This window comes from Pseudomonas canadensis, assembly GCF_000503215.1.
GTDB lineage: Bacteria > Pseudomonadota > Gammaproteobacteria > Pseudomonadales > Pseudomonadaceae > Aquipseudomonas > Aquipseudomonas canadensis.
Genome location: NZ_AYTD01000012.1, coordinates 34942 through 59135, shown reverse-complemented (window position 1 = coordinate 59135; position 24194 = coordinate 34942). Strand labels below are relative to the sequence as shown.

At 60.4% G+C, this 24194-nt stretch carries 17 protein-coding genes; 13 read left to right on the top strand and 4 right to left on the bottom strand.

Annotated features, from left to right (window positions below):
- Positions 1-22: 22 nt before the first annotated feature.
- Positions 23-2098: an EAL domain-containing protein gene (locus tag U367_RS0108160; RefSeq protein WP_028616498.1), complete on the top strand. Its 2076-nt coding sequence runs from the start codon at positions 23-25 to the stop codon at positions 2096-2098.
- Here the strand turns inward: U367_RS0108160 and U367_RS0108155 are convergent.
- The 3 genes from U367_RS0108155 to U367_RS0108145 are packed head-to-tail and all read right to left on the bottom strand — an operon-like array spanning position 2095 to position 5369.
- Positions 2095-2928 (bottom strand): metal-dependent hydrolase, encoded by an 834-nt coding sequence (locus U367_RS0108155; RefSeq protein WP_028616497.1) that lies wholly within the window; start codon positions 2926-2928, stop codon positions 2095-2097. The genes U367_RS0108160 and U367_RS0108155 overlap by 4 nt on opposite strands.
- Before the next feature lie 15 nt (positions 2929-2943).
- Positions 2944-3834: an SDR family NAD(P)-dependent oxidoreductase gene (locus U367_RS0108150; RefSeq protein ID WP_028616496.1), complete on the bottom strand. Its 891-nt coding sequence runs from the start codon at positions 3832-3834 to the stop codon at positions 2944-2946.
- A complete protein-coding gene (locus U367_RS0108145) occupies positions 3831-5369 on the bottom strand; it encodes a flavin-containing monooxygenase (protein ID WP_028616495.1) in 1539 nt (512 codons plus the stop codon). The genes U367_RS0108150 and U367_RS0108145 overlap by 4 nt, the downstream gene beginning before the upstream one ends.
- A 267-nt stretch (positions 5370-5636) precedes the next feature.
- Here U367_RS0108145 and U367_RS0108140 point away from each other — a divergent pair, with 267 nt between their 5' ends.
- From U367_RS0108140 to U367_RS0108095, 10 genes are all read left to right on the top strand, one after another.
- Positions 5637-6635: an alpha/beta fold hydrolase gene (locus tag U367_RS0108140; protein WP_050587848.1), complete on the top strand. Its 999-nt coding sequence runs from the start codon at positions 5637-5639 to the stop codon at positions 6633-6635.
- A gap of 294 nt (positions 6636-6929) precedes the next feature.
- Positions 6930-8210, top strand: coding sequence for an alkane 1-monooxygenase (locus U367_RS0108135; RefSeq protein ID WP_028616493.1), 1281 nt, complete (start codon positions 6930-6932; stop codon positions 8208-8210).
- 133 nt (positions 8211-8343) lie between these two features.
- Complete coding sequence (praA, locus tag U367_RS0108130; RefSeq protein ID WP_028616492.1) at positions 8344-8838, top strand: alkane oxidation protein activator PraA; 495 nt, start codon at positions 8344-8346, stop codon at positions 8836-8838.
- Between the two features lie 132 nt (positions 8839-8970).
- Entirely contained in the window at positions 8971-9465 is a 495-nt protein-coding gene (praB, locus tag U367_RS0108125) for an alkane oxidation protein activator PraB (protein WP_028616491.1), read from the top strand.
- Positions 9466-9597: 132 nt separating this feature from the next.
- Complete coding sequence (locus U367_RS0108120) at positions 9598-11052, top strand: outer membrane protein transport protein (protein ID WP_028616490.1); 1455 nt, start codon at positions 9598-9600, stop codon at positions 11050-11052.
- A gap of 267 nt (positions 11053-11319) precedes the next feature.
- On the top strand, positions 11320-13845 hold the full coding sequence (locus U367_RS0108115) for an acyl-CoA dehydrogenase (RefSeq protein WP_028616489.1): 2526 nt from the start codon (positions 11320-11322) through the stop codon (positions 13843-13845).
- Positions 13846-13987: 142 nt separating this feature from the next.
- Positions 13988-15331, top strand: coding sequence for a 3-oxoacyl-ACP reductase (locus U367_RS0108110; RefSeq protein ID WP_028616488.1), 1344 nt, complete (start codon positions 13988-13990; stop codon positions 15329-15331).
- 3 nt (positions 15332-15334) lie between these two features.
- The gene (locus U367_RS0108105) at positions 15335-16225 is read left to right on the top strand and encodes a MaoC/PaaZ C-terminal domain-containing protein (RefSeq protein ID WP_028616487.1); all 891 of its coding nucleotides are present in this window, start codon (positions 15335-15337) and stop codon (positions 16223-16225) included.
- Entirely contained in the window at positions 16222-17520 is a 1299-nt protein-coding gene (locus U367_RS0108100) for an acetyl-CoA C-acetyltransferase (RefSeq protein WP_028616486.1), read from the top strand. The genes U367_RS0108105 and U367_RS0108100 overlap by 4 nt, the downstream gene beginning before the upstream one ends.
- A 31-nt stretch (positions 17521-17551) precedes the next feature.
- Positions 17552-19255 (top strand): AMP-binding protein, encoded by a 1704-nt coding sequence (locus U367_RS0108095; RefSeq protein WP_028616485.1) that lies wholly within the window; start codon positions 17552-17554, stop codon positions 19253-19255.
- A 70-nt stretch (positions 19256-19325) separates the two neighbouring features.
- Here the strand turns inward: U367_RS0108095 and U367_RS0108090 are convergent, their stop codons facing one another.
- Positions 19326-20441 (bottom strand): Gfo/Idh/MocA family protein, encoded by a 1116-nt coding sequence (locus U367_RS0108090; RefSeq protein WP_028616484.1) that lies wholly within the window; start codon positions 20439-20441, stop codon positions 19326-19328.
- A gap of 306 nt (positions 20442-20747) precedes the next feature.
- On the opposite strand from U367_RS0108090, the gene U367_RS0108085 reads away from it, so the two are divergent.
- A complete protein-coding gene (locus U367_RS0108085; protein WP_028616483.1) occupies positions 20748-21776 on the top strand; it encodes a WD40/YVTN/BNR-like repeat-containing protein in 1029 nt (342 codons plus the stop codon).
- A gap of 15 nt (positions 21777-21791) precedes the next feature.
- Positions 21792-24167: an efflux RND transporter permease subunit gene (locus tag U367_RS0108080; RefSeq protein WP_028616482.1), complete on the top strand. Its 2376-nt coding sequence runs from the start codon at positions 21792-21794 to the stop codon at positions 24165-24167.
- The last annotated feature ends 27 nt before the right edge of the window (positions 24168-24194 follow it).

Below are 24194 nucleotides of genomic sequence, written 5' to 3'. Positions count from 1 at the left end.
GCGATGGGCAGAGGGATGGGTCATGGCGCAAACGCTGTTCAAGCTTTTCTTCACCCAACGTCTGGCTGCCTTGGCCAGCACTGAGTCTCTTCGAGCGATTCGCGAAGGTTTGTTGTGGATCCTGCCATGCCTGTTGGTGTCGGCAAGCTTCCTGATCCTGTCTGAATGCGCGCGGGTGCTGGGTTTCGATGCGCAAGTGGTGGCGTTCCTCGCTGGCTTGCATAACCAGATCAGCTCCGTGATCCCGCTGCTGGTCGCTGCGTCCATCGGTTACATGCTGGCAATCCAGCATCGTCTGCCACAACTGCCGGTAGCGTTCTTGTGCCTGGCCCATGTGGTGGTGGCGACGTTTATCCTGCGTGAATACCCCCGGGCTTCAGCCACCTTCGTCCTGTTTATCGCGATTGCCTCGCCGCTGTTGAATGTGCCGGCAATCGCCTGGCTGCACCGTTATCGCTGGACTCGGTTGGTCAATGAGGACTTGGTAGGGCACAACCTGCGGGGCACGATCAATATGGTGGTGCCTGGCGCGATCACCGCGCTGGCGTTGGTGATGGTGCTGTCCGTGTTGTTGCAGGTGCCTTATGTGGCGCAGTTGCAGGGACCACAAGTACTTGATGCCTTGCAATCGCCTTACGGTAGCGGCCTGTTTGTGACCCTGATGAATTCGCTGCTGTGGTTCTTCGGCATCCACGGTGTCTATGCCATGCAGCCGCTGTTCGATGTGCTGGACCAGGCGGTGGTGCTGAACAATGCCGCGGCGGCGGCGGGCGAGCCGCTCAAATACCTGTTGAACAGCGGCCTGCTGGGCAGCTTTGCGTTTATCGGCGGTTCGGGCGGAGCGCTATGCCTGTTGCTGGCGATCTTGCTGTTCTCCAAGAGCCAGTCCATGCGCTTGTTGGCGGTGGCAAGTCTGCCACTGTCGCTGTTCAACGTCAGTGAGGTGCTGTTGTTCGGTTTGCCGATCATCCTCAATCCGCGCTTGTTCATTCCCTTTCTGATTGTGCCTGCGTTGAACGCCATGGTGGCGTTGACGGTGGTGCAGATGGGTTGGGTCTCGCCGGCGGTGGTCAGCGTTCCGTTTACGGCGCCTGTGCTGCTCAATGCCTACCTGAGCACGCACGGCGACCTCGCGGCAGTGGCGTTGCAGCTGACGCTGCTGGGCCTCGGCACGTTGGTGTATGCGCCGTATGTGCACGCGATCCATCGCCAGACCACTGAAGGTGGCACGGTGTACCTCAAGTCCCTGGACATGACCTTTCGAGGTCTTGAAGAAAAGGGCCGGCTGCGTGAGCTGGACCCCGTGCTTGCGTCTCACAAGGCCCTGGCGCGCCAGGCCAATGAACTGAGCCGCATCCAGCAAATCAGCGACTACGAGTTCTACCTCGAATTCCAGCCACAGGTCTCGACCCGTACCGGCCTGTGCACCGGTTGTGAGGCGCTGATGCGTGCCCGCGATGCCCAAGGCAAGGTGCATTCGCCCTGGGAGTTCCTGCAGTGGCTGGCCCAGGCGCGGTTGATGCCGGACGTGGATGTGTGGGTCGCGTCCCAGGCGGTGCGCCAATACCAGAAGTGGCAGAAGCTCGGCTTTGCCTTGCCGATGACCATCAATATTTCCAGCGCGACCTTGACCGACGCCGCCTACGGTGAGCGCCTCGTAGAAATCCTGGCCCAGGCCCACGGGCAAGTCTCGGTGGAAATCACCGAAGACGCGCTGGTCAGCGATATCCAAGCCACGCGCCAGACTATCCAGAAGCTGCAAGCCATCGGCGCCAAGGTCTATATCGATGACTTCGGTACCGGGTTTTCGGCCTTGAGTTACCTGCATCAGTTTCCGGTGGATTTCATCAAGATCGATCGTAGTTTCGTGGTGGCCCAGCACGATCCCAAGGGCGCTCAGGTCATGACCGGCATGTTGCGCTTCTGTGAGGCGCTGAACCTGGGCGTGGTGGTGGAAGGCGTGGAGACCGCCGAGCAGTTGGCCTTCCTGAACACCGGCGCCGAGTTGATCATTCAGGGCTGGTATTTCAGCAAGGCACTGCCGGGCGATCAGTTGGAAGGTTTTGTGCGTGAGCGCGCTGCCTTGGCGCGAGCCTAATACACGCGTTGGGTCTGCTCGATCTCCTCGACCAGGGCGTCAATCCCGGCCAGGCGCGCACGGTTGTCGTGATCCCAGGGGTGAAAGCCGGGTTTAAAGTAATGCAGCCACGGCACCAGCATCCGTGGGAACACGCCCCTGGGGCCATACAGAAATTTCAGCATGCGCCAGAAGCCTTTCAGATGCCCGCCAGACTTGCGGTCAGCGATCAGCAGGCGCAGGTGAAAATCGAACACCACCAGCCAGAACAACACCGTGGTGGTGAGCATGGTCCCGGTACGCAGCAAATAGCGCATGGGGCCGGGCTTGATTACGGTGTTCCAGACATCGAAGGCCACTGCTTTGTGTTCGGTTTCCTCCAGGGCATGCCAGTACCACATCTGTTGGTAGCCCTTGAGTGAGTCACCGAAGCGAGACGGATCGCTCAGCAGGATTTCGGCCAGCATCGCGGTGTAGTGTTCCAAGGCAATGGTCACGGCCAGGTTGAAAGACGCCGGCATGTGTTTTTTCTGCCAATCGAGGATGAACTTCAATCGGCGGTCCAAGGTATGCGCCGGCAACCCGGCCGCTTGCAGCAAGTCGTTGTAGGCCACGTGTTCGCGGCTGTGCATGGCTTCCTGGCCGATAAACCCCTGGACCTCTTTTTTTAGCTCAGGGTCATCAATACGCTGGCGGTAGTGACGCACGCTGTCCATGAAAAACAGTTCGCCCTGGGGAAATAGGAGCGACAGCGCATTGAAGAAGTGCGTGATGAACGGACCCTGTTCATGCCAGTCCTTGATGTGCTCGGCGGGCAGGGCGAAACGGATGTCACGGCGGATCGGCAACATAATGCGTGCTCCTGTTCAGAGACGGGGCTCGTCGTTGGTTTCAAACACCGGCGTGCGTGGCTTGGGCGCCATGCGTTTGCTGGCGAACACCACCAGCGCTTGATAGGCCGCCGGCAGGCAGCGGGCGAGCAGGTCGAGGAAATACGCGTCGCGGCCGATTAGCACGCGGCGCTTGTTCTTGCGTACGCCGTGCAGGATCACTTTGGCAGCCTGGTCGGCGTCGGTGATGAACAGCTTTTCGAAGTCGGCGCGGGCCTGTTGTTCGCTGTGGATCAGGAACCCTGTCATGTTGGCGTCGATACGGCTGCTGCGACAGATATCGGTGCGAATGCCGCCGGGGTGCACGCAGGTGGCTGACACGCCGCAACCCTGCATATCCAGTTCCTGGCGCAGGGATTCGGTAAAGCCGCGCACGGCAAACTTGGTGGCGTTGTAGCCGCTCATGCCCGGTTGGGCAAACAGGCCGAACACGCTGGAGGTGTTGACGATATGGCCGTCGCCTGAGGCTTTGAGGTACGGCAGAAACGCCTTGGTGCCGTGGACCACCCCCCAGAAGTTGATGCCGACGATCCATTCCAGGTCGGCGTAGTCCACGCCCTCCACCGTGCTCGACAGGGCCACCCCGGCATTGTTGAAGACCAGGTTGACCTGGCCGTGATCGGCTGCGCAGCGTGCAGCCCAGTCCTCCATGGCCGTGCGATCGGACACATCCAGCACCTGCGTAGTGATCAACACCGGTGCCAGGGTTGAGGCCTTGATCAATGCCAACGTCTGTTCCAGCCCCTGGCTGTTTTTGTCCGCCAACGCCAGGTGGCAACCCTCCCGCGCCAGGGCCATTGCCAAGGCGCGACCCATGCCGGATGCAGCGCCGGTAATGGCCGCGACACGGCCGTTGAATGACTTCATGACAAGCTCCCTTCGGCAGTGGAATGGGGCGTAGGTAAAGGCCGGTTGGGCGCATTGACCGGCATCAGACTGGTCACATAGTCCTTGAGCGCAAACTGGCGGGTGACGCGTTTGAAGCGCCAGGTCGAGCCCGGCCATAACGTGGTGTTCTTGCCCGTGCGTGGGTCCAGGTACCAGCTTTGGCATCCTCCGGTGTTCCAGATGGTGCGCTTGAGCTGGGCCTGCAGCTGTTGGTTGTAGGCGCTTTCCACGCTGGGTTTGACATCCACGCTGGCGATGCGATGCCGCTGCATTTGCTCAAGCGCGTCGAGGATGTAGGTCACCTGTGCTTCGATCATCAGGATCATCGAGTTGTGCCCCAGGCCAGTGTTGGGCCCGACGATCAGGAACAGGTTGGGATAACCGGGCACCGTAGTGCCCTTGTAGGCATGGGCACCGTCTTGCCAGGTGTCCATCAGGTCCACGCCGCCGTGCCCGATGATGCAGTCGCGGGGCAGGGGATCGGTGGCCTGGAAGCCGGTGCCGAAGATCAGGCAGTCGGCCGGGTGCTTGATACCGTCGGCGGTGATCACACCGTCGGCTTCGATGCGCAATACATTGTCGGTGACCACCTCGACATTGCTGCGTGACAGCGCAGGGTAGTAGTCATTGGAGATCAGCACGCGCTTGCAGCCGATGGTGTAGTCCGGGGTCAGGGTCTTGCGCAGGGAAGGGCGCGCCACTTGTTTGCGCAGGTGGCGCAGGGCGATTTTCTGCACCATCTTCATCAGCCGTGGGTGCAGGGCAAAGCCGACCACGCGGCCCTCCAGCGCCCAATAAAAGGCGCTGCGCACCAGGCGTTGGGTGAAAGGCAGGTGTTTGAACAACCAGCGTTCCAAAGGCGAAATGGCCCGGTCGGGCTTGGGCATGATCCACGGTGGCGTGCGCTGGAACAGGTCCAGGTGAGCCACGTGCGGCGCTATCTGCGGCACGAATTGAATGGCGCTGGCGCCCGTGCCGATCACCGCCACGCGTTTACCCTTCAAGGAGTACGCGTGGTCCCACTGCTGTGAGTGAAAGCGCTTGCCCTTGAAGCTGTCGAGCCCTGGAATATCCGGCAGCGCCGGCCGCGACAGGCCGCCCATACCCGAGACCAGCACCCGTGCACTGACCTGGCGACCATCGCTGAAGCGCAATTGCCAGCGCTGTTGTTGCTCATCGAAAACTGCCCGTTCAAGGCCCATGCCGAAACGCAAGTAGGGCGCCAGCTCGAAACGCGTGGCGCATTGCTCCAGATAAGCGCGGATCTCCGCTTGTGGCGCGAACTGCCGCGTCCAGTTCGGGTTCGGCGCGAAGGAAAACGAATACACATGGGACTGCACATCGCAGGCGCAGCCTGGGTAGTGGTTGTCACGCCAGGTGCCGCCGAGGGTGTCGGCCTGTTCGGCGATAAAGAAGTCGGTGAACCCGGCCTCCTTGAGCTTGATCGCCATGCACAGCCCGGCAAAGCCGGAGCCAATGATCGCGATGTCGATTGAGTCGCTCTGGGTATTCATAAGCATTCCTTCATGGGCATCGGGTGTGCTCCTTTTCTTGTTGTGTCTTTTAGATAGAACACCATTGCAAAGAAAAATTGAATTACTTATTTTAAAAAAGATTTTAAATAATCTACCTGAAAATATCGCCTACGCTAGTCCCAGGCTCCTCATGTGTGATTTGTCCGACGGACAAGCACGATGTTCAGGCCCAGGGTATGGGCGATAGCTGAGGCCTTGATCAATTCCGGTCGGGTCGACAGCAGCAGGGATGCAGAGGACCGAGCTATGGCTGTTGAATGGGTTATCGCTGCGGCTGTGTTGATAGGCGCGAGCGCCGTTTTATGGGGATTCAGCGCGTGGATGAAACGGCGCATTGAAGCCGCCGTTCCGAGCAACGGGCGCTTTCTGGAGGTGGATGGCGAGCGCTTTCATTACTACGAAGAGGGTAAGGGCCCACCGCTGGTGATGATTCACGGGTTGATGGGCAGCAGTCGCAACCTGACGTATGCACTGTCCGGGCAGTTGCGTGAACACTTCCGTGTCATCACGCTTGACCGTCCTGGGTCAGGATATTCCACGCGCCACAAAGGCACCGCTGCGGACCTGCCGGCCCAGGCGCGTCAGGTGGCGGCCTTTATCAATACGCTCGGCCTGGATAAACCCATGGTGCTGGGGCATTCCCTGGGCGGTGCGATTTCCCTGGCGCTGGCCCTCGACCATCCCCATGCGGTGTCGGGGTTGGTATTGGTGGCGCCACTGACCCATCCACAACCCACGTTGCCCGTGGTGTTCTGGTCACTGGCGGTGCGACCGGCTTGGCTGCGGCGCTGGGTGTCTCACACCCTCACGGTGCCCATTGGCCTGTTGACGCGCCGTGCGGTGGTCAAGGGGGTGTTCGCACCAGACAATGCCCCTGACGATTTCGCCACCCGTGGAGGTGGCCTGCTGGGCATGCGCCCCGACAACTTCTATGCCGCGTCCAGCGAGATCTCCCTGGTCAATGACGCCCTGCCGGACATGGTCAAGCGCTACCCGCAATTAACGTTGCCCATCAGCCTGATCTATGGCGCGCAGGACAAGGTCCTGGACTTTCGCAAACACGGCCAGGCCCTGGCCGACAAGGTCCCAGGCCTGAAGCTGCAGGTGGTGGAGGGACGTGGGCACATGTTGCCGATCACCGCCACCGCGCGGGTGGTGGAGGCGGTGCAACAGTTGGCCAAGCGTGCGCGGCCAGCGCCAACCGCTGCGATCCTGCATCCGCCGTTTGCGTTGGCAAGCAAATAACCGTGTCGTCCACTGCGGGTTGTACCGTTCGAAATGCTTGCCCTAGAGACCTGACCAGGCGGCTGAAAAAGAGACTGCCCAGTCACGTAGAAAAGGCCTCGAAAAAGTAGTTGACGACCTAACGATTCCGCGCTATTTCTTTAAAAAAATATTTCAATGTTTATTTTGAAATGATTTTTGAAATGCCTAAGAGCGAATAAAAATGAAAAAAACGTCTTTTATCGCATGGTTGATTTCCTGGAGCAGTCAACGCTCCCTGAACCTGTTTTCCGCTTCCCAGCATCGGTGGCTGCCATGAATCAGCCACTGGCAGCTCCAAGCGTATGGACCGACGGCAAGCGTCACCTGTGGTGGTTGGGCATCATGCCCCTGGCCACCCCTTTGTTGTCTGGCGCACTGGCTATTACCACCGGTATCCAGCAACTCTGGTGGGTCGGTGTATTGGTGATCTTCGGCCTGATCCCCCTGATTGACGGCCTGCTCGGTGAAGACGTGAGCAACCCGCCCGAATCAGCCGTCAGCCACCTTGAATCCCAAAGTTACTACCGCTGGATCGTCTACACCGGCGTGCTGTTTGTCATCTCGTCGGTACTGATTACGGGTTGGCTCGCCGCTGGCGGTATCGACTGGATCATCCAGGGTGGGCTGTTGCAGGCCACCGCGAACCTGGAACCGTCGAGTTGGTTGTCCCATACCGCCAGCTACATCACTGCACGCACTCAACTGCATGGCGAAGTGAGTTGGTTCACTTACCTGGGCATGGCCATGTCGACCGGTGCCGCAACTGGCATCGCGATCAACACGGCCCATGAGCTGGGGCATAAACCCAATGCGCTGGAAGTGTTCTTGGCCAAGGTCACCCTGGCCCCGACCTTCTACGGGCACTTCTACACCGAACATAACCGTGGCCATCACGTACGTGTTGCCACGCCAGAAGATCCTGCCAGTTCGCGGCTGGGGGAGAGTTTCTGGGCGTTCCTGCCACGCTCGGTCTGGTTCAGTGCCCGCTCGGCCTGGAACCTGGAGCGCGAACGTCTGCGCAAGCTCGATCTACCTGCCTGGCACTGGCAAAACGGTGTGCTGAGCGCCTGGATGTACAGCGTGGTGTTGTGGGGGGCGATGATCGCCTGGCTTGGATGGGCGGTTGTGCCGTTCCTGATCATCCAAGGCATCTACGGTTTCTCGCTGTTGGAAGTAGTGAACTATGTCGAACACTACGGACTTAAACGCCAGAAGTTGCCCAATGGTCGTTATGAGCGCTGCTCGCCACGGCATTCATGGAACAGCAACCGTATTGTTACCAATATCTTCCTGTTCCAACTTCAACGGCACTCTGATCACCATGCCAATCCGACCCGTAGTTACCAGTCGTTGCGCCACTTTGATGAATCGCCGCAACTGCCCTATGGCTACGCGAGCATGATTGTCTGGGCGTATGTGCCGTACTTGTGGCGCCGCCGCATGGACCATCGTGTACTGAATCATTATGCCGGGGATATCACTCTTACAAATCTTCAACCTTCACAACGGTTGAAGTACCTGGAGAAGTACAGCAACAGCGCCAAACCGTTTTAAGTTCATGTAACACATTGTTTGCGTACTCGGGGCCTGCGTGCCGCGCAGGCCTCTATCGCCCGGGATTTTCCAGATCGGTTGCCAGAAAGTTGTTTGACCCGAACAAAAATAATTAAAGGGAAGGACGTACACCATGCAAGCACCTGCCAAATTCACCACACATATCGTATTGGCTGCGCTGGGCCTGATCGCCTATCACCAGGCCCAGGCAGCGCGCATCGAACCCGCCGGCAGTGCGTTTACCGCCCAGGGGCCCATCAGCTTTTCCAAAGGCGCGCTGATCAGTGCCGACTGCACCATCAAGGTGGCCGGCAAGGTCGCCGCCGATGGTTCATCAGTGAACGTCGACAAAGTTGAATTCGACGGTGGCCTCAAGTGCAGCCGGGTCGAAGCCACCAACTTGCCATGGATCTTAGTAGCCAAAGACACCAAGAGCGGCTCCATGTCGAAGATCAGCGTCGATGTGCATGCATTCGGCCTCGGCGGCAAGTGCGGCCCCTCGACCGCCGACGGTACCTGGGATAACGCCACCGGCAAGTTGGAAGCCGCCAATGTCCCGATCGGCGAAGACTGCAAGATCAAGACGGTGTCGATCAAGATGCCGCCGAACTTCAAAGTTGTTGAATAAGCGTTAGATGGTGTTTCGGTAATTGAATTGAAATTTGGCTGGAAAGGGAAGTTCTGCAGTTTCACCGTGACCTCTCGTTCATGGCCATTACCCCTGGCGAAATGACTTCGCCATAACATGTGAGGAAAAACAATGAAAAGCTTGAAAACCCTCGTGTCGTTGACTGCTTTGACTGTTTGCATGGGTGCTGCTTCGATGGCGAACGCCTACAGCATCAGTCCTGTAAGCACAAGCTTCACTGCGCCAGGCACCATCTCGGTGAAGTCGCCTTCGTCCTTCCAGGCCACCGTTAACTGTGGTGCCACGTTTACCGGGAATGTCGATGCGACAGGCGTTGCCAAGATCACCGGCGTCGCGGTCACCGGTGGCGGCCTGTGCGCGCTGCCCAAGATCACCGGTCTGCCTTGGACCCTGACTGCCACCGGCCCTGCCGCCGGTTCGGTGACAAACGTCGGCTATACCATCGCCAGCTCGATTCTGTACCCAGCCTCCAATTGCGGCCCTTCGACGATTACCGTGGGCTACAGCGGTGGTGTGCTGACCGCTGCCAACCAGACCCTGAGTGGCAGTTGCACCGTGGTGAGCCTGAGCGTCACCCCAAGCCCTGCGTTGACGATCGTGCCTTGAGGCGCGCGTAAGAACGAAGGGTTGATCACCCGTTGAAAAACTGGCGCCTTGACTGGGCGCCAGTTCATGAATTGCAAGCCGAAAGACGAACCGGCAGGGCTGGCTCAGAGAGATAACAATAAGGAGTGCCGCATGAATAATAAGAAACAACATGTGCAGGTTTTGTTGGGGCTGGCGTTGATTGGCGGGGCAATGGCGACCGCCCCGGTGCAGGCCGGTGGTTTTTCGACACCGACCTACGGCGCGCCAGGTTGGGGGCGGGCATTTGGCGGTGGTTCGCTGTTCAAGAATGACCCCAGCTCGGCATACAACAACCCTGCGGCCATGGCGTTTGTGGAGCACAACGTTGCGCAATTTACCGTCGACTACGCGCGCATCAAGATCAAGTACAAGGGCGATGCCTCTGATTATGCGGGCAACCCCATTTCCAATACGCCATTGGATGCCAATGGTTTTCCCGATGTTGCGGCGGCCACGGTCAACAACAACGATGGCGGCCAAGGCGGGTTTACTGCCTGGTTGCCGACCGGTTTCATGGTCATGCCCCTGGGGGATCGCTTCGCATTCGGCTTGAGCCAGGTGGTGCCCCAGGGTATGCGTTCCACTTGGGACCAGGACTCGAAACTGCGCGACTTTGCCGTGGATACCAAAATTGAAACCGTAGGTTTGACCGGGTCCCTGTCTTTCAAAGTGAATGATCAATTCTCCATCGGTGGTGGTGTGATCGTGCAGCACAGTAAGGGATTCGTCAGTCAGAACGTCGACTTGTTATCTGCCGCGGCAGTGTCCGATTCGGTGCTGGGAGGGATCAATTTCCCGTCGGATGTCGGCAGTGCGCTGATGCGTGTCAAAGTTGACAATATCTCGGCTGGCTGGTTTACCGGCGTCGTTTGGAAACCTACCGAGCGCGATACGCTTGGCTTGAATTACCACGCTAAGATCAAGAACAAGATGACCGGCAAATACAACATGTACGCCGATCAGTTTTCCTACAACCTGATGACACAGCCGAGCCCATTTGGCGGCAGCGGTACATTGGTGAACACCGCTTATCCAGGGTTGGAGCTCATGCCGGACGGCGCGCACGCCAGTGTCCAACTGGATATTCCTGCCACAGCGGGTCTGGACTGGGTACACCAGTTCAACGATCGTTTCACCTTGGGAGCCAGCGTGACCTGGACGCAGTGGTCCTCATTCAAAGACCTGACGCTCAAGTCCGGTGGCAACACGATTGTGTCTATCCCGTATAACTATAAGGACACCTGGATGTACTCCCTCGGTGGTGACTATCGCTTGACCGACGAGCTGACCCTGCGAGCGGGTGTCGCGCTTGATCAGACGCCGACACGCAATTCGACCCGCGACCCGCGGATCCCGGATGGCGACCGTACATTCCTGTCGTTGGGGGCTGGCTATGACGTGAAAGCAATCAAGGGGCTGAGTGTCGACCTGGCCTATTCCCATCAGTTCGTGCAAGAGGTCAAGCTCAAGACTCAAAACGTTGATCGCCTGGGCGGTGCAAGCCTCGATGGCAAGGCGGAGTCGTCGGGTGATGTGGTCAGCGTATCGGCCACTTACGCGTTCTGATGCGTTGTGGAGAGTGATGGCAGGGAGGCATCAAGCGCATCTTGGTGCCTTCGTCCAGGCATTCATCCTCATTTCATGGGTAGTTTCCAGCGTAGTGACAGACCCGGCTGACGTGTTCAGCCACTCTTTTTTCGCCCAAGCATTAAATAAAAATTTCAAAACAAAATTTGAATTTAGCGTTCCGAGTTTGTAGTGTGGCTTTACGCCGCAGCTCACATCGAGCGGCCAGCGTAATGGTCGTGCCCTGAATCGAATTGAGGTATCCCCATGATTATCTGGTTATTGGTGGGTTTCGCAGCTGCGATTGCCCTGGCGTATCGACAAGCCGCTGCCCTTCATTGGTTGGGTGCAGGCCTGATCTGGCTGGCGGCGGGTTACCTGTTCAACGTGGTGGCCGGTTTAGGCGCCACAGTCGCGGCGGTACTGGTGGTCGCTCCCGCGTTGCTGATGACGATCAAACCCCTGCGCCGTACCTTGCTGACCAGCAAGGCCTTGGGCTTGTTTCGTACGATCATGCCGGCAATGTCGGACACTGAGCGCGCCGCCATCGAGTCCGGCACCGTGTGGTGGGATGCCGAGCTGTTCAGCGGCAAGCCCAACTGGCAGCGCCTGCTGCAAGCCGCACCGGCCAGCCTGAGCGCTGAAGAGCAAGCCTTCCTCGACAACGAAGTCGAAACCCTGTGCGATATCGCCAACGACTGGGAAACCACCCAGGTCTGGCAGGACATGTCGCCCGAAGGCTGGCAGTACACCAAGGATGCCGGGTTCCTCGGCATGATCATTCCCAAGCAATACGGCGGCAAAGGCTTCTCCCACTACGCGCACTCGCAGGTGGTGATGAAGCTGTCGACGCGTTGCTCGGCGGCCGCCATTTCGGTGATGGTGCCTAACTCCCTAGGCCCGGCCGAGCTGCTGTTGCATTACGGCACCGATGCCCAGCGCAATTACTACCTGCCGCGCTTGGCGCGGGGTGAAGACATCCCGTGCTTTGCCCTGACCAGCCCGTATGCGGGGTCCGATGCCGGGGCGATTCCTGACCTGGGCATTGTCTGCAAAGGCCAGCATGAAGGCCAGGAAGTCCTGGGTTTCCGGGTGACCTGGGACAAGCGCTACATCACCCTGGGCCCGATTGCCACGGTGCTCGGCCTGGCGTTTCGCGCCGAAGACCCGGATGGCTTACTTGGCCAGCCCGGCTCGCTGGGGATCACCTGTGCGTTGATCCCGACGTCCCATCCGGGGGTAAACAGCGGTCGCCGCCATTGGCCACTCAATGCCGTTTTCCAGAACGGTCCTACCACCGGCAAGGATGTATTCATCCCACTGGAATGGGTGATTGGCGGCCGCGAACAAGTCGGCAACGGCTGGCGCATGTTGATGGAATGCCTGGCAGCCGGCCGGGCTATTTCCCTGCCGTCGGCCAACGTCGGCCTGGGCAAGGTGGCGGTGCGTGGCACCACCGCCTATGCCGCGATGCGCAAACAGTTCGGCCTGCCCATCGGCAAATTCGAAGGTGTGCAGGCGCCCTTGGCGCGCATGGCTGGACATCTGTATGCCTGCGATGCGGTGCGCAAGGTGTCGGTGGCGTCTCTGGACGCGGGTGAGAAACCGTCGGTGATCTCGGCGATTGCCAAGTACCACGTCACCGAGCGTGCGCGGATCATCGTCAATGACGGCATGGATATCGTGGCCGGCAAGGGCATCTGCATGGGCCCCAACAACTTCCTGGCCCGTGCCTACCAGCAAAGCCCCATTGCCATTACGGTGGAAGGCGCGAACATCATGACGCGCTGCCTGATCATCTTTGGTCAGGGCCTGATCCGCTGCCATCCCTATGTATTCCGTGAGATGGAAGCGGCGCGCAATCCGGACAAACGTCAAGCGCTGGAAGCCTTCGACAGCGCCATGTTCGGCCACGTGAGCTTTGTGTTGGCCAATACCGTCCGTGCTGCGGTGCATTCCCTGACAGGAGGCCGGTTGATTTCTACCCCGGCCAAGACCGACCCGGCGCTGGCGTCCTACTACCGCCAGGCCAATCGACTGTCAGTGGTGCTTGCGCTGATTTCGGACATTTCCATGGGCGTGCTGGGCGGTGCCCTCAAGCGCAAGGAAAGTATCACCGGGCGTTTGGGCGATATTCTGTCGCAGCTGTACATCCTGTCCTGCGTGCTCAAGCGTTTTGAGGACGATGGCCGGCCCCAGGCGGATCTGCCACTGGTGCACTGGGCGGCCCAGGACGCGTTGCTGCGGGCCCACGAAGCGCTGGCGGAAGTGCTCGATAACTACCCGTCGAAACCTGCCGCAGCGGTGTTGCGTGGCCTGACGTTCCCGTTCGGTATCCCACTGCGCAAACCCTCGGATCGTCTGCTGGCCCAAGTGGCCGAGGTGGTGCAGACACCGGGCGAAACCCGCGACCGCTTGCTGGCCAATTCCTATATCCCACGTCCGGAAATCGACAAATTGGCCTACGGCGAACTGGGTTTCCGCCTGCTGCCGCAGGTCGAGCTGATCGATGCCCGGCTCAAGCCCGCGGTCAAGCAAGGCGTGATCGAACCCATGCCGATCTCCGCCACAGCCTTCACCGCCTGGCGTGTCAAGGCGCGCGCGCTGGACTTGATCAGCGATGACGAGGACACCTTGCTCGGCCGTTATGTGGAATACGCCGACCACGGCATCCAGGTAGATGACTTTCCGCAGGACTTCGGCTTGCTGGAGGCGTTGCAGCAGCGCAAGCAAGCGCTGGAACCGACGGCGAAACGTCGCACCAGCCAAAGCGAAAACGCCTCGGTGAACTAACTCAACCCCACCCCCTGTAGGAGCCGGCTTGCCGGCGATAGCGATCTGTCAGCAAACACCTCTGTGACTGATGCACCGCCATCGCCGGCAAGCCGGCTCCTACAAGGGGCGGTTTACTCGGCAGGATTGAGTGGAACCCTCTATGAGCGACAGCTACCTTTCTTTCGTCAATTCCGCCTGGGGCCGTCGCCTGGCCCAGGCCATCGGCTTGCCGCAACCCTTGCCATTGCAACGCTACCGCCGCGGCCAGCAGGGCTTGGTCAACCCGGTGATCGTCGCCGGGGCAGGGCGCCTGGCCGACGAGGTGCAGCGGATCTTCGCGGCAACGGACACCGTCAGTGCCATCCCGGCCACGCTCAAGGCGCCGTCTACGGTGAAAGTGCAGGGCGCCGTATTTGACGCCAGCGCCGTGGCCGACCTGCAACAGTTGGACGAGCTGTATGTGTTCTTCCACGCCAACGCCAAGCGCCTTGGCCACCACGGCCGCGTGGTGGTGCTCGGCACCGCGCCGGAACATTGCCAGGATTTACCCCAGGCCATCGCCCAACGCGCCCTTGAAGGCTTGGTGCGCTCGCTGGCCAAGGAGCTGCGTCGGGCGATCACTGTGCAGTTGATCTACGTGGCGCCGGGAGCTGAAGACGCGCTGGACAGCAGCTTGCGTTTCTTCCTGTCGCGCCGTTCGGCCTATGTGTCGGGGCAGGTGGTGCGCCTGGAAAAAACCGTGGACGGCCCAGTCACGGTCAATTGGGACAAACCCTTCGCCGGACGTCGTGCCCTGGTCACCGGCGCCTCCCGTGGCATCGGCCTGGCGATTGCCCAGGTATTAGCGCGGGACGGCGCGCACGTAGTGTGCGTGGATGTGCCCCAGGCCCAGGCGGCGTTGCAACAGGCGGCGGACAGCGTCGGCGGTTCGGCGCTGCCCCTGGACATCACCGCGACGGACGCAGCCGCACTGCTACAGGCCCATGTCAGCCACTACGGCGCCTTTGACGTGGTGGTGCACAACGCCGGGATCACCCGTGACAAAACCATCGCCAAAATGACCGAGGCCGCGTGGCGCAGCGTACTGGCGGTGAACCTCGAAGCGCCTTTGCAGCTCAGCAATGCGTTATTGGATAGCCAAGGCCTGAATCCTGGAGGACGAATTGTCTGTGTCTCGTCGATTTCCGGCATCGCCGGCAACCTCGGACAAAGCAATTACGCCACCTCAAAGGCCGGTGTGATCGGCCTGGTGCAGGGCCTGGCACCGCGTGCATCGGCACAGCAAGTGACGGTGAATGCGGTGGCGCCGGGGTTTATCGAAACCCAGATGACCGCCAAGATCCCGCTGATGATCCGTGAGGCTGGGCGGCGCATGAATTCGCTGTCCCAGGGCGGGCAGCCGATCGACGTGGCCGAAACTATCGCCTGGCTGGCGCATCCGGCGTCCGGCGGGGTCAACGGCCAAGTCGTACGGGTGTGCGGCCAAAGCCTGCTGGGAGCCTGAGCCATGGACTACGTGACGCAGATCATTGATCCGCCGCCTTCACGCACCCGCTTGCTGCTGGACGGCGTGCGCGCCTTGCGCAAGCCCAAGCTTGACGGTGCGCCTGTACTGCCCACGGAACGCCTGGTGCGTTCGGCAGTGGCGTTGTCTGCCGCCGACATCGCCGCCTATGGTCGTGCCTGTGGTTTTCGCCGCGAGCAGGGGGTGCCGCTGTCCTATCCCCATGTGCTGGCGTTCCCTTTGCACTTGATGCTGCTGACTCGCCCCAGCTTTCCGTACCCGGCCAGCGGTATGGTGCACCTGGCCAATCGCATCCGTCAGCACCAGCGCTTGCACGAAGACCAGGCGTTGCGCATTGAGGTGTATTGCGAGCGCTGGGTCGCCCATCCCAAGGGCCAGGCGCTGAGCATCGCCACCCGTGCCTACGGTGCCGACACACTGGTGTGGGAAAGCGACAGCCTGTACCTGCGCCGGGACGTCAAGGACCCGGTTGGCGAACCGTGGGGTGACGTGTTGCCCTTGCAGGAGGCGGGCTTGCTGCGCACCCAGCGCTGGGTGTTGCCCGCCGATCTGGGCCGGCGTTTTGCCAAGGTGTCAGGGGATTTCAACCCGATTCACACCTCGGTGATCGGCGCCAAGCTGTTCGGCTTTCGCCGTGCTATTGCCCATGGCATGTGGACCCTGAGCCGTGCGCTCGCCGCCCAGCAACCGCCCGGTCGCCTGGACCAGGCCGAGGCCCATTGTGACTTCAAGCTGCCGATCTTCCTGCCCGGCCAGGTCGCGCTGTGGAGTCATCCGGTGACCAGCCCGCGCCGCGAGTTCGAAGTGCGCAATTTCGCCGGCGACAAACCCCATATGCGTGGCCTTTTCATCTGGAAAGAGAACCTGGAATGAGTGACTACAGCTTCAACCCGGCCCCGGTCCGCCGCGTCGCGATCATCGGCGGCAACCGCATCCCGTTTGCTCGCTCCAACACGGTGTACGCCCACGACAGCAACCAGGACCTGCTGGTCGCCGCGCTGCAAGGTCTGGTCGACCGCTACAACCTGCACGGCCAACGCCTCGGTGAGTTTGCCGCCGGGGCGGTGATCAAGCACTCGCGGGATTTCAACCTGGCCCGTGAGTCGTTGCTGTCCACCACCTTGTCGCCGGATACGCCGGCCTACGATGTGCAACAAGCCTGCGGCACCGGGCTGGAAGCCGCCTTGCTGGTGGCGAACAAGATTGCCCTGGGGCAGATCGAGGTGGGCATTGCGGGCGGGTCCGACACCACCTCTGACGCGCCCATCGGTATCAATGAGTCCTTGCGTCACACGTTGCTCGCAGCCAATCGTGCCAAGGGCATGGGCGACAAGTTGAAGACGTTGCTCAAGGTCCGGCCCTCAATGTTCTTCAAACCACTGTTACCGCGCAACGGCGAGCCGCGCACTGGCCTGTCCATGGGCGAACACTGCGAAGAAATGGCCAAGCGCTGGCAGATCAAGCGCCTGGCCCAGGATGAGTTGACCCTCACCAGCCATAAGCGCCTGGATGCGGCCTACAAGCGCGGCTTCTTCGACGACTTGATCAGCCCCCATCGCGGCCTGGCCAGGGACAACAACCTGCGCGCCGATGCCAGCCTGGAAAAGCTCGCTGGCCTATCTCCAGCCTACGACCGCCAGAACGGCACCCTCACAGCCGGCAACTCCACGCCCCTGACCGACGGCGCCTCGGTGGTGCTGCTGGCCAGTGAAGAGTGGGCGGTTGCCAACGGCTGGCCGGTGCTGGCCTACCTGCGTACCGGCGAAACGGCGGCGGTGAATTTCGTCGACGGCACCGAGGGCCTGCTGATGGCTCCGGCCTATGCGGTGCCGCGCATGCTCAAGCGCGAAGGGCTGAGCTTCGATGACTTCGACTTCTTCGAGATCCATGAAGCTTTTGCGGCTCAGGTGTTGTGCACGCTCAAGGCCTGGGAAGACCCCGATTATTGCCGCGAGCGCCTAGGCTTGGAAGCGCCTCTGGGCACCATCGATCGCGCGAAGATGAACGTCAACGGTGGTTCACTGGGCTGTGGCCATCCCTTTGCTGCCACAGGAGGCCGGCAATTGGCGGCGCTGGCTAAGATCATCCATGAGAACGGCGGCGGGCGCGGCCTGATTTCCATCTGCGCGGCGGGCGGGCTGGGCATTACCGCCATCGTCGAAAAGTAGCTCTATCAAAAACAACAACAAGGAGACTGCCATGAACGCTGTAAGCCTGGAACACACCGAACGGATCTGGTTGAACGCTTACCTTCCCGGCGTCCCGGCGGATATCGACGCCGCTATCGAGGAATACCCGTCACTGCGCGAGGTGTTCCTGGAGCACCTGGAAAAATTTCGCGAGCGAGTGGCGTACGTCAGCATCGGCACCGAAATGACCTACGCCGACTGGCAGGTGCAAGGCTATGCCTTCGCCGCCTGGCTGCAGGGACAAGGCGTCAAGAAAGGCGATCGTGTGGCGCTGATGATGCCCAACTGCTTGCAGTATCCGATTTGCCTGTTGGGCACGATCCTGACCGGCGCGGTGGTGGTCAACGTCAACCCGCTGTACACCTCCCATGAACTCAAGCACCTGCTCAAGGACAGCGGCGCGGAAACCGTGGTGATCTTCGAGAACTTCGCCCACACCCTGGAAAAAGTCATCACCGGCAGCAGCGTCAAGCGTGTGGTGATCGCGGCCATCGGCGATTTGCTCGGCACGTTCAAAGGGGCAGCGATGAACTTCATCCTGCGCCGCGTGCAAAAGCAGGTGCCGGCGTTCAACCTGCACGGCGCGCTACGCTTCAACCAGGTGCTGAAACAGGGGCGGGCGCTCACTCATTTCCCGGTGGAGATGCACCTCGACGACTTGGCCTTCCTGCAATACACCGGCGGTACCACCGGCGACGCGAAGGGCGTGATGCTCAGTCACCGCAATATCATCGCCAACCTGCTGCAAGCCAAGGCCTGGGTTGGCGACCAACTGGACCAGGACAAGCAGGAAACCAACGTCACCTTGTTGCCGCTGTACCACATCTTTTCCCTGACGGTGAATTGCCTGATGTTCATGTGCCTGGGCGGGCGCAACATCCTGATCGCCAACCCACGGGACGTGAAGCGCGTGCAGATGATCCTGCGCAAGGAGCGCTTCAACGGGATTGCCGGGGTCAACACCTTGTTTAACGGCCTGCTCGAGAACAAGGAATTCTGCGCACGTGACTTTTCCGACCTGCGCATGGTGATCGCGGGCGGCATGGCCACGCACACGGCGGTGGCCAAGCGCTGGAAGGAAGTCACCGGGCTGCCGATCATCGAAGGCTACGGCCTCACCGAATGTTCGCCGGTGGTGAGCATCAGCCCGATCAACATTGCGCGCATGCGCGAGATGGAATTCACCGGCAGCATCGGCGTGCCATTGCCCTCTACCTGGGTGCGGTTTATCCGCGAAAACGGTGAGTTGGCTGAGGTTGGCGAGCAGGGCGAGCTGCAAGTGCGCGGGCCGCAAGTGATGCAAGGCTATTGGAAACGTCCGGAGGCCACTGCCGAGGTGCTGGATGCCGAAGGGTGGTTGTCGACCGGGGATATCGGCGTGATGGACGCGCGCGGCTTTATCCGCCTGGTAGACCGGAAAAAGGACATGATCCTGGTCTCCGGCTTCAACGTGTACCCCAATGAAATCGAGGACGTGGTGGCGCTGCACCCTGGTGTGGCTGAAGTGGCGGCGATTGGCGTGGAAGATGGCGTGACCGGGGAGAAGGTCAAGATCATCGTGGTGCGCAAGGACCCGAACCTGACCCAGGAGCAGATTCTTGCGCATTGCCGGGAGTACCTGACGGGGTACAAGGTGCCGAAGTACGTGGAGTTCCGCACTACTGAGCTGCCAAAGACCACCGTGGGCAAAGTCCTGCGCCGAGCACTGCGCTAGACTTTGCTTTTTGTGGTGAGCGGGCTTGCCCCGCGCGAGGCAAGCTCGCTCACCACAAGTTTCGGGGCTGTTAAACCTCTTCGACGTGTACCCAGCGTTCTTCTTTGGCCGCCACGCGAATCGCCGTCGCCAACCGCTCAACTTCCCACGCTGCCTCAAAGTCAGTGCCATCCGCACCTTGACCCGCCAACGCCAGAATCAACTCCTGAACTTCCAGCGTCTTCAACTCGTTGTAGCCCAACTGATGCCCCGCCGCCGGGCTGAACGCCGCATAACCGGGCAGGGCAGGGCCTGCGAGCAAACGCTGGAAACCGTCCTGGCCGACGCGACACACCTGTAATTCATTCAAGCGCTCCTGATCGAATGCCAAGGTGCCACGGGTCCCGCTGATTTCGAAGCTCAGGTGGTTTTTGTACCCCTGCTTGAGCCAACTGCTGCTCACCGTTCCACGCGCGCCATTGGCGAAGCGCAGCAGGGCGTGCACCTGGTCATCCACCGCGATGGGTTTCAACTGCGCACTGCCTTTGACGACAGGTCGTCGGGCGTGGACGGTCTGGGTGTCGGCACACACACTCACCACGTCGCCTACCAGATAACGCGCCATCGACAGCAAGTGGCTGCCCAGGTCCGCCAGGGCGCCGCCGGCATGCTCGACTTCGCAGCGCCATGACCATGGTGAGGCCGGGTCGGCCATGAAATCTTCGCTGAACTCGCCCTGGAAGCTGATGATCTCGCCCAACTCGCCGCTGGCAATCATCTGCCGCGCCAGCGTGATCATCGGGTTGTGCTGGTAGTTGTAGCCCACCCGCGTCACCACGCCCGCAGTACTGGCGGCGCGGCGCATGGCATCGGCTTGTTCCAGGCTCACGGCCAGGGGTTTTTCACAGTACACCGCCTTGCCCGCCGCGATGGCCGCCATGGCCATGGGGTAGTGCAAATGGTTGGGCGTGGTGATGGCCACTACGTCGACGTTGGGGTCATTGATCAACGCCTGCCAATCGCTATGGGCCTGGGCAAATCCCCAGTCCTTGGCGCAGCGTTGTGCGCGCTCGGTGTCGGCGTCGGCCAGTGCCGCCAGCTTGAGGTGTACCGGCAGTTCGAATACCGCGCGGGCGTTATTGAAGGCCAGGGCGTGGGCGCGCCCCATAAAGCCTGTGCCGATCAAGCCGATTCCGAGTTCACGCATCGCCGTGGTCCTTTGGATTATTGTTTTCAGGAAGGCTATTAATGGAATAAATATTCCCATATTTCAATAGATGGAATAAAAATTCATTGATGCTGCGGCAATCAGCCCCGCGAATGCAGCTATATTCAGGCGCTGACGAAAGGGGCTCAGTTAACAAAAGATAACGTAGCGCCGATTGTCAGACGATTCGAAAGCCCGATAGGATGGCCCCTGCTTCCTCCAGGCGCTCTAGATTGCAGGTTTCAAGGCCCCGGAAGGCAGCGATAACAATAATAAATGGGAGAAAGGTCTATGAGTGAGCCTGTCATGGGTTGGGTTGTCTGCCGCCCACGCGCCGCACGCAGGGTTGCGATGCTGGCCGCAGCGCTCTCGCTGTTTGGCGCTGTCGCGTTACCGGCAGCCGTCCAGGCCGCCAGCGATACCTCGTTTGCGATTGAATCCCCCAAGGCCGCCAAAGGCCTGATGATCGATGTAGTCCACGCGGGCAAACGCCTGGTGGCGGTCGGTGATCGCGGGCACATCCTCTATTCCGATGACCAGGGCAGCACCTGGACCCAAGCCAAAGTCCCCACCCGACAGTTGCTCACGGCGGTGTTTTTCGTCGATGACAAGCAAGGCTGGGCGGTGGGCCACGACGCGCAGATTCTTGCCAGTTCCGACGCCGGCGCCACCTGGACCCAGCAGTACCAGGATCTTAAACGCGAAGCCCCGCTGCTCGACGTGTGGTTCAACGATGCCAATCACGGCCTGGCGGTCGGCGCCTACGGTGCGCTGATCGAAACCACCGACGGCGGCAAGACCTGGCAAGACGTCAGCGACCGCCTCGACAACGAAGACCAGTATCACCTCAACGCCATCGCCCATATCAAGGACGCCGGGCTGTTCATCGTCGGCGAGCAGGGCAGCATGTTCCGCTCCAGCGACGACGGCCAGACCTGGGAGAAACTCGAAGGCCCCTACGAGGGCTCGCTGTTTGGCGTGATCGGCACCGCCCAGCCGCAAACCCTGCTGGCCTATGGCTTGCGCGGCAACCTGTACCGTTCCACGGATTTCGGCAGCACCTGGGAGCCCGTCGAACTGAACGCTGCGCGGGGAGCGCTGGAGTTTGGTTTGTCCGGCGCGACCTTGCTGGAGGACGGCTCGATTGTCGTGGTCGGCAACGGCGGCAGCGTAGTGGTCAGCCATGACGACGGCGTGACCTTCAGCGTGTTCAACCGTCCGGATCGGATTTCCCTGTCGTCCGTCACGGCGGCGGGTAATGGCAACTTGATTCTGGCCGGGCAGGGGGGCGTTCGCGTCGCTAAAGCCGATGGCGCCGAACCTACAAAACAATAAGAAGGCGGGGAAAGAATGAGCAGTCATCACAACGATAAAGCGACCTTTCTTGAGCGCCTGATCTTCAACAACCGCCCGGCAGTGATCGTGATCTGCCTGCTGGTGAGCATTTTCCTGTTCTGGCAGGCGACCTTGATTCGCCCGTCCACCAGCTTTGAAAAGATGATCCCGCTCAAGCACCCCTTCATCGAGAAAATGATGGAGCACCGCAATGACCTGGCGAACCTGGGCAACACGGTGCGCATCTCGGTGGAGGCCAAGGACGGTGACATCTTCACCAAGGAGTACATGGAGACCCTGCGTCAGATCAACGACGAAGTGTTCTACATCTCCGGCGTCGACCGCTCGGGCCTCAAGTCGCTGTGGAGTCCCAGCGTACGCTGGACCGAAGTGACCGAAGAAGGCTTTGCCGGCGGTGAAGTGATCCCGCAGAGCTACAACGGCTCGCCGGAAAGCCTCGATCAGTTGCGCAACAACGTGCTCAAGTCCGGCCAGGTCGGGCGCCTGGTGGCCAACGATTTCAAATCGAGCATCGTCGACATCCCGCTGCTGGAGTCCTACCCGGACCCGCAGGATCAGGGCAAGTTGCTGGCCCTCGACTACCGCAAGTTCTCCCATGAACTCGAAGACAAGATCCGCACCAAATTCCAGGAGCAGAACCCCAACGTCCAGATCCACATCGTCGGCTTCGCCAAGAAAGTCGGTGACCTGATCGATGGCCTGATCATGGTGGTGCTGTTCTTCGGCGTGGCGTTCGGTATTACCCTGGTCCTGCTGCTGTGGTTCACCAACTGTCTGCGCAGCACCATTGCGGTGTTGAGCACCACTCTGGTGGCGGTGGTCTGGCAACTGGGCCTGATGCATGCCGCCGGTTTCGGGCTGGATCCCTACTCGATGCTGGTGCCGTTCCTGATCTTCGCCATTGGTATTTCCCACGGCGTGCAGAAGATCAACGGTATCGCCCTGCAATCCAGCGAGGCGGACAACGCCCTGACCGCTGCACGCCGCACCTTCCGCCAACTGTTCCTGCCGGGAATGATCGCGATCCTCGCTGACGCGGTGGGCTTCATCACGCTGCTGATCATCGACATCGGCGTGATCCGTGAACTGGCCATCGGCGCCTCTATCGGCGTGGCGGTGATCGTGTTCACTAACCTGATCCTGCTGCCGGTGGCGATTTCCTACGTCGGCATCAGCAAGCGCGCCATCGCCAAGAGCAAGAAAGACGCGAACCGCGAACACCCGTTCTGGCGCATGCTGTCGAAATTCGCCAGCCCGAAAGTCGCACCGGTCTCGATCTTCCTGGCCCTGATCGCCTTTGGGGGTGGTCTCTGGTACAGCCAGAACCTCAAGATCGGCGACCTCGACCAAGGCGCGCCGGAACTGCGCCCGGACTCGCGCTACAACAAAGACAACAACTTCATCATCAGCAACTACTCCACCAGTTCCGACGTGCTGGTGGTGATGGTCAAGACCAAGGCCGAAGGCTGCTCGCGCTATGAAGCCATGGCGCCCATCGACCAGTTGATGTGGAAGATGCAGAACACCGAGGGCGTGCAGTCGGCGATCTCGCTGGTGACCGTGTCTAAGCAAATGATCAAGGGCATGAACGAGGGCAACCTGAAATGGGAAACCCTGTCGCGTAACCCGGATGTGCTGAACAACTCCATCGCCCGTGCCGATGGCTTGTACAACAATAACTGCTCCCTGGCGCCGGTGCTGGTGTTCCTCAACGACCACAAGGCCGAAACCCTCGATCGCGCGGTGCATGCCGTGCAGGACTTCGCCAAGGAGAACAACAAGGACGGCCTGGAGTTCATCCTCGCCGCCGGTAACGCCGGGATCGAGGCGGCCACCAACGAGGTGATCAAGGAGTCAGAACTGACCATCCTGATCCTGGTGTACCTGTGCGTGGCGACCATGTGCATGATCACCTTCCGCTCCTGGGCGGCAACCCTGTGCATCGTGCTGCCACTGGTGCTGACCTCGGTGCTGGGCAACGCGTTGATGGCGTTCATGGGTATCGGCGTCAAGGTGGCAACCTTGCCGGTGGTGGCGCTGGGCGTGGGGATTGGCGTGGACTACGGCATCTACATCTACAGCCGCCTGGAAAGCTTCCTGCGCGCCGGCTTGCCGCTACAAGAGGCGTACTACCAGACACTCAAGTCCACCGGCAAGGCCGTGCTGTTCACGGGTTTGTGCCTGGCGATCGGTGTGTGCACCTGGATCTTCTCGGCGATCAAGTTCCAGGCCGACATGGGCCTGATGCTCACCTTCATGCTGCTGTGGAACATGTTCGGGGCGCTGTGGCTGTTGCCGGCGCTGGCGCGGTTCCTGATCAAGCCGGAGAAACTGGCGGGGCAGAAGGGCAATTCACTCTTCGCACATTGATCGATTAGACCATTGCCGCAAGGCACC

Excerpts from the sequence above, each read along its gene's own strand:
- U367_RS0108160 (WP_028616498.1), top strand. The coding sequence starts at position 23 with ATGGCGCAAACGCTGTTCAAGCTTTTCTTCACCCAACGTCTGGCTGCC.
- U367_RS0108155 (WP_028616497.1), bottom strand. The coding sequence starts at position 2,928 with ATGTTGCCGATCCGCCGTGACATCCGTTTCGCCCTGCCCGCCGAGCAC.
- U367_RS0108150 (WP_028616496.1), bottom strand. The coding sequence starts at position 3,834 with ATGAAGTCATTCAACGGCCGTGTCGCGGCCATTACCGGCGCTGCATCC.
- U367_RS0108145 (WP_028616495.1), bottom strand. The coding sequence starts at position 5,369 with ATGAATACCCAGAGCGACTCAATCGACATCGCGATCATTGGCTCCGGC.
- U367_RS0108140 (WP_050587848.1), top strand. The coding sequence starts at position 5,637 with ATGGCTGTTGAATGGGTTATCGCTGCGGCTGTGTTGATAGGCGCGAGC.
- U367_RS0108135 (WP_028616493.1), top strand. The coding sequence starts at position 6,930 with ATGAATCAGCCACTGGCAGCTCCAAGCGTATGGACCGACGGCAAGCGT.
- praA (WP_028616492.1), top strand. The coding sequence starts at position 8,344 with ATGCAAGCACCTGCCAAATTCACCACACATATCGTATTGGCTGCGCTG.
- praB (WP_028616491.1), top strand. The coding sequence starts at position 8,971 with ATGAAAAGCTTGAAAACCCTCGTGTCGTTGACTGCTTTGACTGTTTGC.
- U367_RS0108120 (WP_028616490.1), top strand. The coding sequence starts at position 9,598 with ATGAATAATAAGAAACAACATGTGCAGGTTTTGTTGGGGCTGGCGTTG.
- U367_RS0108115 (WP_028616489.1), top strand. The coding sequence starts at position 11,320 with ATGATTATCTGGTTATTGGTGGGTTTCGCAGCTGCGATTGCCCTGGCG.
- U367_RS0108110 (WP_028616488.1), top strand. The coding sequence starts at position 13,988 with ATGAGCGACAGCTACCTTTCTTTCGTCAATTCCGCCTGGGGCCGTCGC.
- U367_RS0108105 (WP_028616487.1), top strand. The coding sequence starts at position 15,335 with ATGGACTACGTGACGCAGATCATTGATCCGCCGCCTTCACGCACCCGC.
- U367_RS0108100 (WP_028616486.1), top strand. The coding sequence starts at position 16,222 with ATGAGTGACTACAGCTTCAACCCGGCCCCGGTCCGCCGCGTCGCGATC.
- U367_RS0108095 (WP_028616485.1), top strand. The coding sequence starts at position 17,552 with ATGAACGCTGTAAGCCTGGAACACACCGAACGGATCTGGTTGAACGCT.
- U367_RS0108090 (WP_028616484.1), bottom strand. The coding sequence starts at position 20,441 with ATGCGTGAACTCGGAATCGGCTTGATCGGCACAGGCTTTATGGGGCGC.
- U367_RS0108085 (WP_028616483.1), top strand. The coding sequence starts at position 20,748 with ATGGGTTGGGTTGTCTGCCGCCCACGCGCCGCACGCAGGGTTGCGATG.
- U367_RS0108080 (WP_028616482.1), top strand. The coding sequence starts at position 21,792 with ATGAGCAGTCATCACAACGATAAAGCGACCTTTCTTGAGCGCCTGATC.